The 15,707-nt window shown below is 65.4% G+C and carries 15 protein-coding genes; 7 read left to right on the top strand and 8 right to left on the bottom strand.

From position 1 onward, the window contains the following. Positions 1–6: 6 nt before the first annotated feature. The 3 genes from ACE103_RS40130 to ACE103_RS40120 are packed head-to-tail and all read right to left on the bottom strand — an operon-like array spanning position 7 to position 2,850. A complete protein-coding gene (locus ACE103_RS40130) occupies positions 7–987 on the bottom strand; it encodes a Gfo/Idh/MocA family protein (RefSeq protein ID WP_375777454.1) in 981 nt (326 codons plus the stop codon). After that, the gene (locus tag ACE103_RS40125; protein WP_375777453.1) at positions 984–1,871 is read right to left on the bottom strand and encodes an NAD(P)-dependent oxidoreductase; all 888 of its coding nucleotides are present in this window, start codon (positions 1,869–1,871) and stop codon (positions 984–986) included. Before ACE103_RS40125 ends, ACE103_RS40130 begins: the two co-directional genes overlap by 4 nt. A gap of 19 nt (positions 1,872–1,890) precedes the next feature. Further along, positions 1,891–2,850: a Bug family tripartite tricarboxylate transporter substrate binding protein gene (locus tag ACE103_RS40120; RefSeq protein WP_375777452.1), complete on the bottom strand. Its 960-nt coding sequence runs from the start codon at positions 2,848–2,850 to the stop codon at positions 1,891–1,893. A gap of 138 nt (positions 2,851–2,988) precedes the next feature. Between ACE103_RS40120 and ACE103_RS40115 the strand changes: the two genes are divergently transcribed. From ACE103_RS40115 to ACE103_RS40105, 3 genes are all read left to right on the top strand, one after another. Beyond that, a complete protein-coding gene (locus ACE103_RS40115) occupies positions 2,989–3,378 on the top strand; it encodes a carboxymuconolactone decarboxylase family protein (RefSeq protein ID WP_223972413.1) in 390 nt (129 codons plus the stop codon). Positions 3,379–3,438: 60 nt separating this feature from the next. Beyond that, positions 3,439–4,800 carry an adenylosuccinate lyase family protein gene (locus ACE103_RS40110; protein ID WP_375777451.1) on the top strand — a complete coding sequence of 454 codons (1,362 nt, stop codon included), beginning with the start codon at positions 3,439–3,441 and terminating at the stop codon, positions 4,798–4,800. 119 nt (positions 4,801–4,919) lie between these two features. After that, positions 4,920–6,176 carry an aminopeptidase gene (locus tag ACE103_RS40105; RefSeq protein WP_375777450.1) on the top strand — a complete coding sequence of 419 codons (1,257 nt, stop codon included), beginning with the start codon at positions 4,920–4,922 and terminating at the stop codon, positions 6,174–6,176. 207 nt (positions 6,177–6,383) lie between these two features. Here the strand turns inward: ACE103_RS40105 and ACE103_RS40100 are convergent, their stop codons facing one another. Genes ACE103_RS40100 through ACE103_RS40090 form a run of 3 tightly spaced genes read right to left on the bottom strand, consistent with a single transcriptional unit; the run spans position 6,384 to position 9,237 of the window. Beyond that, positions 6,384–7,316 (bottom strand): GNAT family N-acetyltransferase, encoded by a 933-nt coding sequence (locus tag ACE103_RS40100; protein ID WP_375777449.1) that lies wholly within the window; start codon positions 7,314–7,316, stop codon positions 6,384–6,386. Positions 7,317–7,327: 11 nt separating this feature from the next. Further along, entirely contained in the window at positions 7,328–8,377 is a 1,050-nt protein-coding gene (locus ACE103_RS40095) for an amidohydrolase family protein (RefSeq protein WP_375777448.1), read from the bottom strand. Between the two features lie 44 nt (positions 8,378–8,421). Continuing rightward, entirely contained in the window at positions 8,422–9,237 is an 816-nt protein-coding gene (locus tag ACE103_RS40090) for an MBL fold metallo-hydrolase (RefSeq protein WP_375777447.1), read from the bottom strand. Positions 9,238–9,465: 228 nt separating this feature from the next. Between ACE103_RS40090 and ACE103_RS40085 the strand changes: the two genes are divergently transcribed. Beyond that, on the top strand, positions 9,466–10,350 hold the full coding sequence (locus ACE103_RS40085) for an alpha/beta fold hydrolase (RefSeq protein WP_375781282.1): 885 nt from the start codon (positions 9,466–9,468) through the stop codon (positions 10,348–10,350). Here ACE103_RS40085 and ACE103_RS40080 read toward each other — a convergent pair. Next, positions 10,347–11,864 carry a permease gene (locus ACE103_RS40080; protein WP_375777446.1) on the bottom strand — a complete coding sequence of 506 codons (1,518 nt, stop codon included), beginning with the start codon at positions 11,862–11,864 and terminating at the stop codon, positions 10,347–10,349. The genes ACE103_RS40085 and ACE103_RS40080 overlap by 4 nt on opposite strands. Continuing rightward, positions 11,861–12,613, bottom strand: a complete 753-nt coding sequence (locus ACE103_RS40075) for an ABC transporter ATP-binding protein (protein ID WP_097670958.1) — start codon at positions 12,611–12,613, stop codon at positions 11,861–11,863. The genes ACE103_RS40080 and ACE103_RS40075 overlap by 4 nt, the downstream gene beginning before the upstream one ends. A 293-nt stretch (positions 12,614–12,906) precedes the next feature. Between ACE103_RS40075 and ACE103_RS40070 the strand changes: the two genes are divergently transcribed. The 3 genes from ACE103_RS40070 to ACE103_RS40060 are packed head-to-tail and all read left to right on the top strand — an operon-like array spanning position 12,907 to position 15,699. After that, positions 12,907–13,782, top strand: coding sequence for a branched-chain amino acid ABC transporter permease (locus ACE103_RS40070; RefSeq protein ID WP_050423026.1), 876 nt, complete (start codon positions 12,907–12,909; stop codon positions 13,780–13,782). A 10-nt stretch (positions 13,783–13,792) separates the two neighbouring features. Beyond that, positions 13,793–14,944 (top strand): branched-chain amino acid ABC transporter permease, encoded by a 1,152-nt coding sequence (locus ACE103_RS40065; protein ID WP_375777445.1) that lies wholly within the window; start codon positions 13,793–13,795, stop codon positions 14,942–14,944. Then, on the top strand, positions 14,941–15,699 hold the full coding sequence (locus tag ACE103_RS40060) for an ABC transporter ATP-binding protein (protein ID WP_050403853.1): 759 nt from the start codon (positions 14,941–14,943) through the stop codon (positions 15,697–15,699). The genes ACE103_RS40065 and ACE103_RS40060 overlap by 4 nt, the downstream gene beginning before the upstream one ends. Positions 15,700–15,707 lie beyond the last annotated feature (8 nt).

Here is a 15,707-nt window from a genome sequence, read left to right as displayed (position 1 = left end):
GGCGCATCACTGGTATGCCGTATGGCAGGCAACCGGATGTCCAGACTGCATCGACTGCAACGCGGCCTCGAATGCGGCGAGCGTCGCCAGCACATCCGCTTCGGGCACCGGGAAAGGCTGTCTGCGTTCGACCGCGTCGGCAAAGGCCGAAAGTTCCGCGGTGAGCGTGTTGACCGCCGGATAGCGCGTCGTTTTCGGTGCCTCGCCGGATTTCCGTAGCACCATCGTCCCCTCGTCGAGCACCTCTGCGGATCCCTTCGTCCCGAACACATGCACGCGCCAATAGAACGGTGTTGCGCGGATTGTCGCAAGGGTTGCACTCACGCCATTCACAAATTCAATCGCTAAAGTTGCAGTGTCGAGCGGCGGCGGCCCGGCCTCGCGTTCACTCAACCGGGCATAAACCTGTCGGGCAGGACCAAGGAGGCTGACGAAACCGTCGAGCACATGCAGCCCCGCCCCGGTCAGCCCGCCGCCGGGCGACTCCTCCGGCGACAGCCGCCAGCCCTGCGTGATGCCTTGCGAGTTCTCGTTGCTGTTGTGGCCTTCGACATGCAGGATGGTGCCGAGCTCGCCACCGGCGACCATCGCGCGCAGTGCCTGCATCGACGGCCAGAACCGGCGGTTATGCCCGACCGCGAGCAGCACGCCGGCGTTGCGGCAGGCCGCGAACATCTCGGCGGCATCGCTGCGCTTGAGCGCCAGCGGCTTCTCGCAAAACACCTGCTTACCGGCTCTGGCTGCCGCGATCACCTGGTTCCGGTGCAGCGAATGCGGTGTTGCCAGCAGCACGGCATCGATATCGGGCCCGGCCAGCACGGCCTCGAGGCTGGCCGCGGGGGACAGACTGTGCGCCGCGCAGAAGTCCGCGGCGCCGCTCGTGTTGGGTTCCACCGCGCGAACGATCCGCAGCCGCGGCTCGCTCTGCGCAGCCTCGACCAGCGCGCGGCCCCAGCGGCCAAGGCCCGCGATCGCACAATTGATCATGAGTGTTCCTTGCTCTGGTCGCGTCCGGCCCGGATCGCCTCGATCACTGCGGCGCTGTCGCTGTCCGGGCCCTGCAGCGCGATTGCCGCGCGCAGCAACTCGGCCTGCGCCGAGGTCAGCGGCAACGGCAGGCCGTGCCGGCCGGCCTCCTGCAGGATCAGCTCGGCGTCCTTCAAGGTCTGCACGATATGCGATTGCGGCGCGAAATCCCGCGCCAGCATTTTCGGTCCCTTGCTGTCCATCACGCTGGAATATGCCGCCGATTGCCGCGCGGTCGCAAGGAAGCTCGCGCCGTCGAGGCCGAGGCTTTCGGCAAAGGCGATGCCTTCGGCCAAGGCGGCGCGGTTGTTCTGCAGGATCAGGTTGATGGCAAGCTTGGTGCGGCTTGCATGACCGATCGCGCCGACACGGATCCGCTGCGGGCAGAGGATGTCGAGCGTCGCCGCGGCGGCGGCGATGACGTCGGCATCGCCGGCGACCAGCGCGGTGGCCGTGCCCGCGCGGACCTCGGCGCTGGTGCCCGAGATCGGCGCTTCGATGAAGGCAAGGCGCACGCGCGCGGCGAATTCGGCGATCGCCGTGATCTCGCCCGGCGCGCAGGTGGTGGTGCAGATCACGAGCGGCGGCACAGTCGCGTTGGCGAGGTCCGGCAGCAGGCCCATCACCTGGGCCGCGTCGTACACGGCAATCACAATGGTCCGGCACCGTGCCGCCACGTCGGCGGCGAAGGCCGTGAACTCGGCGCCGCTGGCCCGCAAGCCGTCGCTCTTCGCGGCATCGACGTCGAAGCCGATTACGCCTAAGCCGGCATCGATCAGCCGCGCGGAAAGCGCCGATCCCATCAGGCCCAGGCCGATCATGCCGACAGGTGTCTCGCGAGCCATGATGCGACGCCGCTTCGCGCTATTGCGGCTGGATGCCGGCCGCCTTCACCTCCGCCGACCAGCGCACGACCTCGCTCTTGACGAAGGCGCCGAACTCGGCCGGCGCCAGTGGCGCCACGATCACGCCGACATCGGCGAGCTTCTTCCTGGTCTCAGGCATCGCGAGGTACTTTGCGCACTCGGCGTAGATCTTGTTGACCACCGGTTCCGGCGTCCCGGCCGGTGCGAACAGCCCGTACCAGATGGTGGCCTCGAAGCCGGGCATTGCTTCGGAGAGCGCGGGCAGGCCGGGCGTCAGCTCGTTGCGGGTCGCCGATGTCACGGCGATCCCGCGCAAGGTGCCGCCCTGCATCTGCGGGATCGCGACCGAGAAGTCGCCGAAGGTCAGGTCGATGACGCCTGCCATCACATCGGTCATCGCCTGCGGCACGCCGCGGTAGGAGGCTGCGATCAGCGACAGGCCGCCGCGCGATTGCAGCTGCGCGATCGAGATCTGCGAGGCGCCGGAGCCGTAGCCCGCGGTCAGATTGGGGGTGGTTTTGGCGTAGCTGAGGAACTGCGGCAGGTCCTTCGCCGCAAGCTTCGGGTTGACCAGCAGCACCATCGCCGTGGTGGTGGTGCGGATCACCGGCGCAAAATCCTTCACCGGATCATAGGGCAGGCTTTTCAGCGTCGCGACATTGCTGGCATGGGTGGTGTTGGTGCCCATCAACAGCGTGTAGCCGTCGGGCGCGCTGCGGGCGACTTCCTGGGCGCCGATGCTGCCGAGGGCGCCAGCGCGGTTCTCAATCAGCACGGTCTGGCCGAACGCGTCCTGGAGGTGCTGGCCGACCAGCCGCGCGACATTGTCGGGCCCGGCGCCGGCTGGAAACGGCACGATGATCTTGATTGGCCGTTGCGGGAAATCGTCCGCTGCAAGCGCCGGCAGGGCCGGAAGCACAGCGAGCAGGACGACGAGCAGCCCCAGCCGTAACTTCATCCCGGTCCCCTCCGTCCCTGCTTTTGGGCAAATTTATACGGACAAATACATCGGAATGGCAAGCATCAGGCCTATCGAAATATTGAGGTACGACATATTTATCCGTATAAATAGCCCATACAGGGGAGCCAGACGACGATGGTGGACACCAGCGATCTCCATGCCCGCGGGCTGCGCCGGCGCCAGAAGATGTTCGGCGAGGTCGAAGTCGCCAAGCGGATGGCGGCCGCGGGCGATTTTGGCACGCCGCTGCAAAACATCATCAATGCCTACGTCTATGGGGACGTCTGGGAGCGCTCTGGGCTCTCCGACCAGATCCGCAGCCTGGTGATGCTCGGCATCACAGCGGCGAGCAGCAAGCCGACCGAGTTCCGCGTCCATGCCAAGGGCGCGCTGGCCAATGGCTGCACCGCCGCGCAGGTGCAGGACGTGCTGCTGCTGGTCGCGATGTATTGCGGCATTCCAGCCGCGATCGAGACCAGCAAGATCGCAGCCGAGGTGTTCGGCGAGGCGCCTGCGGAGGGGTAGGGCACGGGCCTGCGCCGTGATAGGGACGTTGCCGACTGCGAACGGCAACAGGATGCGTCCATGTCCGGCTTCCCCACTTCGACCACCGTGCTCGATTCCGTGCTGTTTCGCGATGCCTTCGGCACGCCCGCGATGCGCGAGGTGTTCTCCGACCTGCGGCTGCTCCAGCGCTATGCCGAAGTCGAAGTGGCGCTCGCGAAGGCCGAAGCCCGTTGCGGCGTGATCCCTGCGGAAGCGGCCGCGGAGATCGCAAAGCGCACCGATGTCGCCGCGTTCGATTTCGACCTGCTGCGGCAAGAGACCGACATCGTCGGCTACCCGATCCTGCCGCTGGTGCATCAGATGGCAAAGCAGTGCGGCGAGGCCGGCGGCTATGTCCATTGGGGCGCCACCACGCAGGACATCATGGACACCGCCGTGGTGCTGCAATTGCGCGATGGCCTTGCGATCATCGAGGATGACATCGCCGCGCTGCGCGGCATCCTCGCCGATCTCTCGAAGAAATACCGCGACACGCCGATGGCCGGCCGCACCCATCTGCAGCAGGCGCTGCCGGTGACCTTCGGCTACAAGACCGCGATCTGGCTTGCCGCCTTCGATCGCCACGCCGCGCGGCTGGCCGAGCTGAAGCCGCGCGTGCTGGTCGGCCAGTTCGCCGGCGCCGCCGGCACGCTGGCCTCGCTGGGTGACAAGGGCTTCGAGGTCCAGCAGGCGCTGTGCGAGGAACTCAGCCTCGGCGTTCCCGTCTCCACCTGGCATGTCGCGCGCGACGGGTTGGCGGAAGCGGTGAATTTCCTCGCGCTGGTCACGGGAACGCTCGGCAAGATCGCGCTCGACATCATGATCATGGCCTCGACCGAATTCGGCGAGGTCTACGAACCCTTCGTGAAGGGGCGCGGCGCCTCCTCGACCATGCCGCAGAAGCGCAACCCGATCTCGTCGGAGCTGATGCTCGCCGCTTCCAAGGCGGTGCGCCAGCATGCCGGCCTGATGCTGGATGCCATGGTGCAGGATTTCGAACGCGCCACCGGCCCGTGGCACGCCGAATGGATGGCGATCCCGGAAAGCTTCGTGCTGACCGCGGGCGGGCTGCACCAGGCGAGGTTCGCGCTTGGCGGCCTGATTGTTGATGAAAAGCGGATGGCCGCCAATCTCGACATCAGCCGCGGGCTCATTGTGGCTGAAGCCGTGATGATGGGCCTTGCGCCCGCGATCGGCCGGCAGGACGCGCATGATGTGGTCTACGACGCCTGCCGGGTCGCCAACGACAAGGGCCTGACGCTGGCCGAGGCGCTGGCCGCGGATGATCGCGTCGCAAGCCGAATCGATCGGGCGACGATCGACCGCCTCACCGCGCCGAAAAACTATCTCGGCCTCGCACCCGAGATGGTCGACCGGGTGCTGGCCTCAGTGAAGCGGTAAAATTCGAGGCAATTGCTCGCCGTCGCGTGATCGGGCGCGGCGGGCGGGAACCTTGCGAACGCCGATCGAATTGGACTACGAATCCTTGAAAGCCCTCAAACGACACGGCCGGACACTTCATGACCGCACATCAACGCAACCTTTCCGCCTCGATCGATCCTGTCAAACTCGATCGGCTCGCCGAAGTCGCGATCAAGGTCGGCCTGCAACTGCAGCCGGGACAGGATCTGCTGCTGACAGCGCCTTCCGCGGCCATGCCGCTGGTGCGGCGGGTGGCGGAGCATGCCTACAAGGCCGGCGCGGGTCTCGTGACCCCGTTCTTCTCGGACGAGGAGCTCACGCTGGCGCGCTACCGTTACGCCAACGATGCGAGCTTCGATCGCGCCGCGAGCTGGCTCTATGAGGGCATGGCGAAGGCGTTCGGTGCCAACACCGCGCGGCTTGCGATCGTCGGCGACAATCCGATGCTGCTGTCGGGCGAAGACCCGACCAAGGTGGCACGCGCCAGCAAGGCCAATTCGATCGCCTACCAGCCGGCGCTGCAGAAGATCGTCAATTTCGACACCAACTGGAACATCATCGCCTATCCGAGCACGTCGTGGGCCAAGCAGGTATTCCCCGATGATGCCGAGGACGTCGCCGTGGCCAAGCTCGCGGACGCGATCTTCTCCGCGTCCCGGGTCGATCAGGACGGCGCCGTCGCCAACTGGGAACAGCACAATGCGAAATTGCGCGAGCGCACCGACTGGCTGAACGGCCAGCGCTTCCATGCGCTGAAATATTCCGGTCCCGGAATGGATCTCACGATCGGGCTTGCCGACGGTCATGAATGGGAAGGCGGCGCGTCGACCGCCAAGAACGGCATTGTCTGCAATGCCAACATTCCGACCGAGGAAGTGTTTACGACGCCGCACTGCCGCCGCGTCTCAGGCCACGTCGTCAGCTCCAAGCCGCTGTCCTATCAGGGCACGCTGATCGACAATATTTCGGTGAAGTTCGAGGACGGTCGCATCGTCGAGGCCAAGGCGTCGCGCGGCGAGGAAGTGCTGAACAAGGTACTCGACACCGACGAAGGCGCGCGCCGCCTCGGCGAGGTCGCGCTGGTGCCGCACTCATCGCCGATCTCGAAGAGCGGGCTGTTGTTCTTCAACACGCTGTTCGACGAGAATGCCGCCTCGCACATCGCGCTCGGCCAGTGCTACTCGAAATGCTTCGTCAACGGCGACAAGCTGACGCCGCAGCAGATCGCCGAGCAGGGCGGCAACAAGAGCTTGATCCATATCGACTGGATGATCGGCTCCGCCCACACCGACATCGACGGCATCCATGCCGACGGCCGCAGCGTGCCGGTGTTCCGCAAGGGCGAGTGGGCGTAAGGGGCGGCTAGCCCATCTTGCGCAGCTCAATTCCGTCATCCTGAGGAGCGGCCACTTGGCCGCGTCTCGAAGGATGCACGGCCCGGATGCGTCCGCGCGTTGCTTCTCTACCACCGAGAGTGTGGCCGTCGACCCTTCGAGACGCGCTACGCGCTCCTCAGGGTGACGGGGATTAATCTGCTGTTGCCGGGCTTACGCTGCAGGGCGCTAGCGAAACCGCCGCCCACGCGCGGCGAGCAGCTCGCCGCGCGGCGCACTGAAGCGGCAGGTCTCGTGCTGCGGCTTGAATCCGAGCCGGCGATAGATTTTCAGCGCGGCAGCATTGCGGCTCGAGACGTTGAGCCAGCAGGGATGCTCGACCGACACGTCGTGTGCGGCCAGCACGCGGTAGACCAGCAACTGGCCGAGCCCGCGTCCCTGCCGCGCCGGGTCGACGGCGACGGACTCGATCCACATCGAGTTCCGCTCCGGCTCGGTCAGGCAGAAGCCCGACATCTGGCCATCTTCCGACGCGATCCAGACTTCGCTCTCGGACAGGACCTGCGCCATCTCCTCCGGCGAATACCGTCGGAAGGCGGAGTCCGAGGCATAGGCGGCGTTATGGATGCGCGCCACCTCGCCGGCGCAGGCGGTGACGTCGCCGGCCTGCTCGATGGTGGCGCGGGCCGCCGCGAGCGTGCGTGCCGGCTGCAACGGCTCGACGCATTTCATCCCGATCTCTGACTCAAGATGAACAAAGCCGAAGGCGGCGACGAAGGCCATTCCCGCCGGCCAATCGCTGCTCACCAGCGTCTGGACGGTGAGATCGGGATCGGTGTCGATCGCAAGCACGTCGTCGAACAGCGCAAGGCCAATCCGGCGGCGCCGAATCTCGGGCGCGACGACGATCTTGAGGAACCTGGAATGATGCGCGCCCTGATCGCGCAACGAAGATTCGGCCAAGCCGAGCAGCCGGCCGTTCCGTTCGGCAACGCGGAAGTCGCGGCCGCCACGGTTCTGCGGCAGTTTCAGGAACTGGTCCCACTGCGGCAGCGTGACAGGGCCCAGCCGCGGTTCCACCGCAGCCGCCTTTGCGTAGAGTTCGACCACCGCTTCTGCATCAGCCTCACGAAGCGGCCGGATGGTGATGCTGTCATCCATGAGTCGCAAGTTTACCCGATATCGAGCCGATAGACATCCTTTGCCGTCTGCAAGAACAACGCCGTCTTCTCGGCTTCGCTATATTGTGATGCAAGCCGTTTAAAGGTGTTGAAGATCACCTGATAGCTGCACTGTCCCTTATCAGGTGGGAAGTTGCTTTCGAACATGCAACGGCTCGGGCCGAACGCCTCGATGCAGGTCTCCACATAGGGCCGCCAGGCGGCGGCGAGTTCCTCCGACGAGGGCGGCCTGGGGCGGAGGTGGAAGTCGTAGCCGAGCAGGCACATCGCCAGCCCGCCGAGCTTGACCACGACATTCGGGCATTTGGCGATCTCCTGGATCGACGCCTTCCAGACCGGAAAGGTCTCCTCGCGCTTGCCGGCGAAGCGGCCGGTGCCGACCGGCCCGCCGCAATGGTCGAGCACGATCCTTGTGTCGGGGAAGGCGTGGGCGAGGTCGGTCAGTTCGCCGATCTGCGGGTGGAACAGCCAGGCATCGAAGCTGAGGTCGAGCGGCGCCAGGCAGGCGAACCCCCTGCGAAAGGTGGAATCCAGCAAGATGCCCTTCGGGCGGTTGGCATACATGTGGGCGACATTGGGGTCCTCGTCCCAGGCCGAGGAGTGGCGGATGCCGCGGAACCGGCCGTTGCCGGCTGATATCTCCGCCTCCAGCACCGCCTTGGCCTGATCGCCGATCAGAAGGTTAACGTGGCTGACGATGCCGGCGCAGATCGCTGCCTTGCCGTAGCCGCCGCTCGCCGCCATCGCCGCGACGCCGTTGGCGAACTCGACCTCGCCGACCGGGCGGAACGCCTCCGGCCCGTCGGCGCGGTACATCGATCGGCAGTCGACATAGACGGTCGCCACGATGTTGTGGCCCGAGGCGATGTCGTCGCGCATGTCCTCGATCAGGTAGCGCAAGCCCCCGCGGTCCCAGAGATGATGGTGCGGATCGACGATCGGCCTGTTGGGATCGATGATCTCCTCGGTATATTGGGCGAGCCAGTCTTCGCGCGGATTGGCATAGAGCCCGCTCGCAGAGGCCGGCAAGGTACTGGTCATCGATTTCACTCCCGTCTGGTTTTGCTTCTTCTTGAAAAGAGATGTCACACCCCGTCGAGGATGATCACCGTCGGGGTCGCCGGCAGCGTGTCGCGCGAAATCCGCAAGGTGCGCTCACCGCCGCGGCGGTCGATCTCGAATTGCTGGCCGATCAGGCGCATGAACTCGTCGAGCGGGGTGGCGAAGCGGTGCATCGGCAGCACGACGGCTGAGCGCAGCCGCTGGGTGATCTCGGAGATGCCGTCGAGCGACATCGTGTAGGTGCCGTCGATCGGCACCATCACGATGTCGAGCCGGCCGATCGCCGCGAAATGGCTATCGTCGAGCTTGACGTGGAGGTGGCCGAGATGGCCGATGCAGAGGCCAGCGACCTCGAAGATGAAGATCGAATTGCCGTCCTTGATCATCTCGCCGCCCGAGTCTTCGCCCCAATAGCGGCGGATATCGGTGGTGACGTTGCGGATATAGACGTCGCCGATGCGCTCGGCGTAATGCGCGGCCTGGCCGTTCTCGCCCCAGCCATGCAGCACGTGGGAAATTTTCGGGTCGGGAAACAGCGTGTAATGCGTCGCGTGGGCGCGGTTCATGGTCGCGACGTCGGGCAGCCGTCCGGTCCGATAGACGCCGTTGTAGTCGGTCGCGATCCTGACGCCGCCCGGCGTGTCGATGTAATAAGTGGAATGGCCGGCATAGGTGATCGCGACCTCGTCCGCTTTGGCCGCGACGCGCCGGTAGTTCACCGGGATGGCGCGTGGTGGTGCATTGGCCATCGCCAGGCATTCGCTGCGCTGGGTGTCCTGCGCCAGGGCGTGACTGGTCAATGATCCCAGCAAAGCGAGCGCGGCAAGCAATCTCAGCATGAGCTGTTCCGTCTCCGGCGATATCCGCCGGCGTCACAGTATCGCGCAATCGGCGTGTCGTCATGATGAGGCGGGCGCATCGCTCCATGGCGTTGGCTGCAATACGATCCGGGCGATTCTTGCGGCGGGACGCGCTACCATGTCGCGCAGATCACAGCGATCAGGGAGTTCTGCGTGACTGACAATAGCTCCGCGCCGCGCGCATCATCCACCAGGCGGCTCGAGCCGCTGCGCCATGTCGCCGCAGGCGTGCTCGACATCGCTTATTACGAGGCGGGTCCGGCGGACGGGCCGGCAGTGATGCTGATGCACGGCTTTCCCTACGACATCCATTCCTATGTGGATGTCGCCCCACTGCTGGCGGCGCAGGGTTGCCGGGTCATCGTGCCCTATCTGCGTGGTTATGGCCCGACGGTGTTCCGCGACAAGGCGACGCCGCGTTCGGGCGAGCAGGCGGCGGTCGGCGCCGACCTGGTGGCGCTAATGGATGCGCTCGGCATCAGGCGCGCGGTATTCGCCGGTTACGACTGGGGTGGGCGCGCCGCCTCGATCGGTGCGGCGCTGTGGCCGGAACGATGCATCGGCCTGGTCTGCACCAACGGTTACATGATCCAGGACATCGCACATGCGATGGTGCCGGCGCGGCCGGAGCGCGAGGTGCCGCTGTGGTATCAATATTACTTCCAGCTCGAGCGCGGGCGCGCCGGGCTCGCTGCCGACCGGCGCGGCATCGCGAAGCTATTGTGGTCGCAATGGTCGCCGAGCTGGGCGTTCGACGACGCCTGCTTCGAGCGGACTGCAGTTGCATTCGACAATCCTGATTATGTCGACGTCGTGATCCACAGCTACCGGCATCGCTACGGCGTTGTCGCTGGAGATCCGCAGTACGCCGACATTCAGCGGCGGCTGGACGCGCTGCCGGTGATCACGGTCCCCACCATCACGCTCGACGGTGCTGATGACGGGGTTACGGCTGCCGCCGACGGCAGCGCCAGCGCGGCCAGGTACACCGCCCGCCGCGCCTATCGGGTGATCCCGGGCGCCGGCCACAATCTGCCGCAGGAAGCGCCAGAGGCATTTGCTGCGGCGGTGATGGAAGTGATGAAGGGTTAGCGCCGCGGGCTGATCTTCCAGGCTGTCGCAAGCGTCAGCAGCGTCAGAATGCCGCTGACGAGCGCGGCCATCGGGATCGTCAGGGCTAGTGCGGCAGTTGCGGCCCAGCCGATCGAGGAGAAGGCTTCCGCGAAGGTGGCGATGCGGGAGGAGGTCTGGCGCCGGCGGAACTGGCTGCGCTTAGCCTGCGCGCGGAACCAGAGCTGGACCGCGGCGGCGGATGCGGTCGCGATGACGATCGCGATCGCCGTCACCACGGCCTGCCCCGGCGAGGCGAACGCCAGCGCGGCCACCAGCGGCGCGAAAACCGCGGCGATCGCAAGCAGGACGACCTCGACCTTGGCGCGGGTCACGCGCGACGGCGGCAGTGGCGCGGTTGCCACCAGATCGGGCGCGTCCTCGCCCGAGATGGTCAGCCACGCCAGTCCGCCGGCGAGCTGGCCTGCGGCCATCACGATGACGGGCGTGATCAGCACGATCGCGGTCGACGTCCCGGAGAAGCTTCGCCACAGCATCAGCGCCGGCGGCAGCAGATAGAGCATCTGCATCAGGCTCTGCGACAGCAGCCACGGATCGCGGCGCAGCAGCAACAATTCCTTGCGCCGCAGCGCCTGCTGCCGCGAGCCGCTCCGGAACGCGCGGGCCCGTCCCTGCGTGACCGCAGCTGGATTGGCGGCGACGCGTGCGACGGTGTCGGCAAACCGCGGCGCGAACACCGCCATCACGACGCCGAGCAGCACGAGCGCTGTGGCGAGCAGCAGCATCATGATGTCGACATCGCCGAGTGATGCGCGGGCCGGCCACCAGACGAGGCTGTCGGGGGCCGGGGCAATGCGTGCTGCGGTCTCCGAGGTCAGAAAGGCAAAGCGCGACAGCGTGCCGTAGGACAGCACGGCGACGACCTGCAAAGCGATGACGAAGCCGGCGCCGATGACGGCGGAGACGATCTGTGCCACCAGCCGCGTCCGGCCCGGTCCGATCAGGCGAAACAGCAACGCGGTGACGGCGATCGCCGCAGCCGCCGCCGATACCCCGATCGCAAGCACGACGCCGAATCCGGCAAGCCAGCGTGCGCCGCCGAGATACACCAGCACGTCGATGAACGGCGTCGACAGCAACAGCGCCATGCTGCTCACTGTCAGCGCGATCGCGGCGATCCGGATCGAGAAGATGTTGGTGAGCTTTGCCGGCGATGACATGATCAAATCGAGATCGGCGCGGGCGTAGAACACCCGCGTCACCGACTCGATCGCCTGCGAGAGCATTAGCGCCCAGGACAGGAAGATCGTTGCGGTCAGCACGATCAGCGAGGACGGATCGAGCGGAAACCGCAGGTCGACATAGCGGGCGACTACGGCATAGGCCGGCAGATGCAGGATCGCCGCGAAGATCAAGAGGCCGATCACCGCGCGATTGCGCCGGCGCCGGCCGCCGGTCATCATCGCCAGCCATTCGCGCCAGGCGAGGCGGAATTCGTGGCGGACGAACCAGGTGAGATGGGCGGTCGAGCTCACGCGGCGGCCGCCTCGGTATCGACCAGCGCGATGAACATGTCCTCGAGGGTGGTGTCGTTGCGGCCGTTCTGCTCGCGCAGTTCGGCCAGCGTGCCCTCGGCGATCAGCCTACCGGCCGCGATGACGCCGATGCGGTCGGCCATGCGCTCGGCGACTTCGAGAATGTGGGTGGTCATGATCACGGTGCAGCCGGCGCGGACGCGCTCCTGCAACAGTCCCTTGACGTGACGCGCCGACAGCGCGTCGAGGCCGGTCAGCGGTTCATCGAGAATGATGAGACGGGGATCGTGCACCAGCGCGCCGGCGAGCGCCACCTTCTGGCGCATACCCTTGGAGAAGCCTTCGCAGCGCTCGTTGAGATGCGGCTCGAGCCCGAGCGATACCAGGAGATTGCGCGCCGACTTCTCCGACGTGCGGGGATCGATGCCCCACAGGCCGGCGACGAATTCGAGATATTCCAGCGGCGTCAGCTTGTCGTAGATCATCGGCTCGTCGGACACCCAGGCCATGATCTGCTTGGCTGAGACCGGGTCGGCCAGCGCATCGATGCCGAGGATCGACACCGAGCCGGCATCGGGCCGCAATAACCCTGCCACCATGCGCAGCGTCGTGGTCTTGCCGGCGCCGTTCGGCCCGAGCAGCGCATAGAATTCACCGACACGGACGGTGAGATCGAGCGCGTCGACCGCCGGGCGGTCAAAACGCTTGGTTAACCCTCGCACGGCGAGTGCGGACAGTTCCGAAGTCATGGTGTGTGGCGATCCGGGAGTTCGCTCGTCGGTTGCGCAAGATGGACAAAAACTGTTTCGGTGCAGTGAATCGCACGGAGCAAATCGACTGCGATATCCGTATTAGTCCGTGCTGCGGCATATCTCCGCAAATGTGATGATACAGCCGGATCAGCGGTTTGTTGACAGGGAACGGGCCTTTTGGCTCAATCGCGGTCGGACATAGGCGGCTTTCAGCGCTTCCGACACAAGGGCGTGAAGGCGGGATGCAACGAGCGATCGGATAAGAATCGCCGGGCATCGGGGAGGGAACGATGCTGGACTTTGTTCAGCAGCTCGTCAGCGGCATCGCGCTCGGCTGCGTTTACGGCCTGATCGCGCTCGGCTTCGTGCTGGTCTACAAGGCAACCGAAGTCGTCAATTTCGCGCAAGGCGATTTGATGATGCTGGGCGGCTTTTTCGCCTTCACCTTCATCGGCATGCTCGGACTGAATTACTGGGTCGGCTTCGCCGGCGCGGTGATCTGCATGGCGCTGTTCGGCATGCTGGCCGAGCGGGTCGTGGTGCGGCCGATCCTCGGCTATCCCCAGTTCTCCATCATCATGGCGACGATCGGGCTCGGCTATTTCCTGCGCTCGGTCGCCGGCATGATCTGGGGCACCGACGACTTCAAGATCGAGACGCCGTTCAGCCAGGGCGTCCTGAGGATCGGCAGCCTGGTGCTCGCCTATGACAAATTGTCGGTGATCGCGGCGACCATCATCCTGTGCGCGCTGCTCTATCTGTTCTTCAACCGCACCACGCTCGGCACCGCGATGCGCGCCAGCTCCGAGAACATGCTGGCTGCCTATTACATGGGCATTCCGGTCAAGCGCGTGGTCTCGATCGTCTGGGCGATCTCGGCGGCGGTGGCGACCTGCGCCGGCGTGCTGCTGGCGCCGATCACCTTCATCCATTCCAATGTCGGCCTGGTGCTGGGGCTGAAGGCGTTTCCGGCCGCGGTGCTCGGCGGCTTCGGCTCGATCCCGGGTGCCGTGGTCGGCGGCGTCCTGATCGGCGTGATCGAGAGCATGGCCGGCTTCTATCTGCCGCAGGGATGGAAGGACGTCGCGCCTTACATCGTGCTGCTCGCAGTGCTGCTGCTCAAGCCCGAGGGCCTGTTCGGCCTTCATGTCCGCAAGAAGGTTTGAGGGGTAACACATGCGGTTTCTCTTCAAGACCGACTATGAAGACGACATCAGGTTGTTTCCGCATTCCGGCTATCTCTATTCCTACGGCCTGCTGCTGGCGGTGCTGCTGATCGCGCCCCACGTGCTCTCAAGCTATCTGATGAGCCAGCTGGTCTTCGTCTGCATCTATGCGACCGTCGGCGTCGGGCTGTTGATCCTGACCGGCTTCACCGGACAGGCCTCGCTCGGCCATGCCGCGTTTCTGGCGATCGGTGCCTACACGGCGGCCTATCTGCAGCAATTCAACGTGCCGTTTCCGGTCTATTTCCTCGCGGCGGGGCTGTTGACCGGCGTAGTCGGTGCGCTGGTCGGATTTCCGGCGCTGCGGCTGCAGGGCATCTATCTTGTGATCGCGACGATCTCGTTTGCCTTCATCGTCGAGGAAATCCTGGCGCGCTGGGAAAGCGTGACCCACGGCAATGAAGGCATGCGGGTCAAGACCATTCAGCTGCTCGGCACCACGGTGTCGCGCGACGGCCCGACCTTCTATTATCTGTGTCTCGCGGTCCTGGTGCTGACCATCGTCGGCACGCTCAACCTGCTGCGCTCGCCGACCGGGCGCGCCTTTGTCGCGATCCGCGACAGCGAGACCGCGGCGCGCAGCATGGGCATCAACGTCGCGCTCTACAAGGTGAAGTCGTTCGCGATCTCGGCGGCGATCACGGGTTTTGCCGGCGTGCTGTTCGCCCACAAGCTCTCGTTCATCTCGCCCGAGATGTTCACCTTGCAGCTCTCGATCGAGTTCATCATCGTGATCCTGATCGGCGGTACGTTCAGCCTGCACGGTGCAGTGCTGGGCGCGATCTTCCTGGTCATGATCGATCCGTTCCTGACCTACCTGAAGGACGACATGCCCGGCGTGATCGCCGGCGTCGCCGCCACGCTCGGCGCCGGCACGGAACGCGCAGGCCACATCCAGGATGCGGTCGCGGCCTTCGCCTCCGCCAACGGGCTGAAGGGCGCGATCTACGGCGTCATCATCGTGGTGTTCGTGCTGTTCGAGCCCTTGGGGCTCTATGGCCGCTGGCTCAAGATCAAGCTCTTCTTCCAGCTGTTCCCGCTCTACAAGCGCGCGACCTTCAAGCGGCAGAAGATCTACGTGAAATCGGAGCGGAACCGATGAGCTATTTCCGCGCCGAGAACCTGTCCCTGCATTTCGGCGGCCTCAAGGCGGTCGATGCAGTCAGCTTCGCGGTCGAGAAGGGCGAGATACTCTCGATCATCGGGCCCAACGGCGCCGGCAAGAGCTCGATCTTCAACCTGATCTCGCGGATCTATCCGCCGACCTCGGGCAAGATCTTCTTCGAGGATCAGGACATCACCCAGCAGCCGGCCTACGACATCGCCAAGCTCGGCATCGCGCGGACCTTCCAGAACATCGAGCTGTTCGAGAATGCGACCGTGCTGAGCAACCTCCTGGTCGGCCGGCATCGCCATTCCACCACCCAGCTGTGGCAGGAGCTCCTGTTCCTGCCGAGCGTCCGCGCCGGCGAGAAGGCGCATCGTCGCCGGGTCGAGCAGGTGATCGAATTCCTCGATCTCGAGCCCTACCGCGACAAGCTGATCTCGGGACTGCCTTACGGCGTGCGCAAGGTGATCGAGTTGGCGCGCGCGCTGTGCTCGGAGCCGAAGCTGATCCTGCTCGACGAGCCGTCGTCCGGCCTCAACGTCGAGGAGACCGATGACATGTCGTTCTGGATCCGCGACATGAAGAGCGAGCTCGGCATCACCGTCTTGATGGTCGAGCACGACATGACGCTGGTCAACCGGGTCTCCGACCGTGTCATTGCGCTGAACTACGGCCGCGTGCTGGCGATGGGCTCGCCGTCCGAGGTGCAGCATCATCCCGACGTCGTCGCAGCATATCTCGGCGCATGAGGATGATG

This window comes from Bradyrhizobium sp. ma5 (assembly GCF_042258955.1).
Classification (GTDB): domain Bacteria; phylum Pseudomonadota; class Alphaproteobacteria; order Rhizobiales; family Xanthobacteraceae; genus Bradyrhizobium.
The sequence above is the reverse complement of the archived record's forward strand: the minus strand, read 5'-3'. Positions and strand labels throughout refer to the sequence as shown.

Bases quoted from the DNA above. Each gene is read 5' to 3' on its own strand.
- ACE103_RS40130 (WP_375777454.1), bottom strand. From the start codon at position 987: ATGATCAATTGTGCGATCGCGGGCCTTGGCCGCTGGGGCCGCGCGCTG.
- ACE103_RS40125 (WP_375777453.1), bottom strand. From the start codon at position 1,871: ATGGCTCGCGAGACACCTGTCGGCATGATCGGCCTGGGCCTGATGGGA.
- ACE103_RS40120 (WP_375777452.1), bottom strand. From the start codon at position 2,850: ATGAAGTTACGGCTGGGGCTGCTCGTCGTCCTGCTCGCTGTGCTTCCG.
- ACE103_RS40115 (WP_223972413.1), top strand. From the start codon at position 2,989: ATGGTGGACACCAGCGATCTCCATGCCCGCGGGCTGCGCCGGCGCCAG.
- ACE103_RS40110 (WP_375777451.1), top strand. From the start codon at position 3,439: ATGTCCGGCTTCCCCACTTCGACCACCGTGCTCGATTCCGTGCTGTTT.
- ACE103_RS40105 (WP_375777450.1), top strand. From the start codon at position 4,920: ATGACCGCACATCAACGCAACCTTTCCGCCTCGATCGATCCTGTCAAA.
- ACE103_RS40100 (WP_375777449.1), bottom strand. From the start codon at position 7,316: ATGGATGACAGCATCACCATCCGGCCGCTTCGTGAGGCTGATGCAGAA.
- ACE103_RS40095 (WP_375777448.1), bottom strand. From the start codon at position 8,377: ATGACCAGTACCTTGCCGGCCTCTGCGAGCGGGCTCTATGCCAATCCG.
- ACE103_RS40090 (WP_375777447.1), bottom strand. From the start codon at position 9,237: ATGCTGAGATTGCTTGCCGCGCTCGCTTTGCTGGGATCATTGACCAGT.
- ACE103_RS40075 (WP_097670958.1), bottom strand. From the start codon at position 12,613: ATGACTTCGGAACTGTCCGCACTCGCCGTGCGAGGGTTAACCAAGCGT.
- ACE103_RS40070 (WP_050423026.1), top strand. From the start codon at position 12,907: ATGCTGGACTTTGTTCAGCAGCTCGTCAGCGGCATCGCGCTCGGCTGC.
- ACE103_RS40065 (WP_375777445.1), top strand. From the start codon at position 13,793: ATGCGGTTTCTCTTCAAGACCGACTATGAAGACGACATCAGGTTGTTT.
- ACE103_RS40060 (WP_050403853.1), top strand. From the start codon at position 14,941: ATGAGCTATTTCCGCGCCGAGAACCTGTCCCTGCATTTCGGCGGCCTC.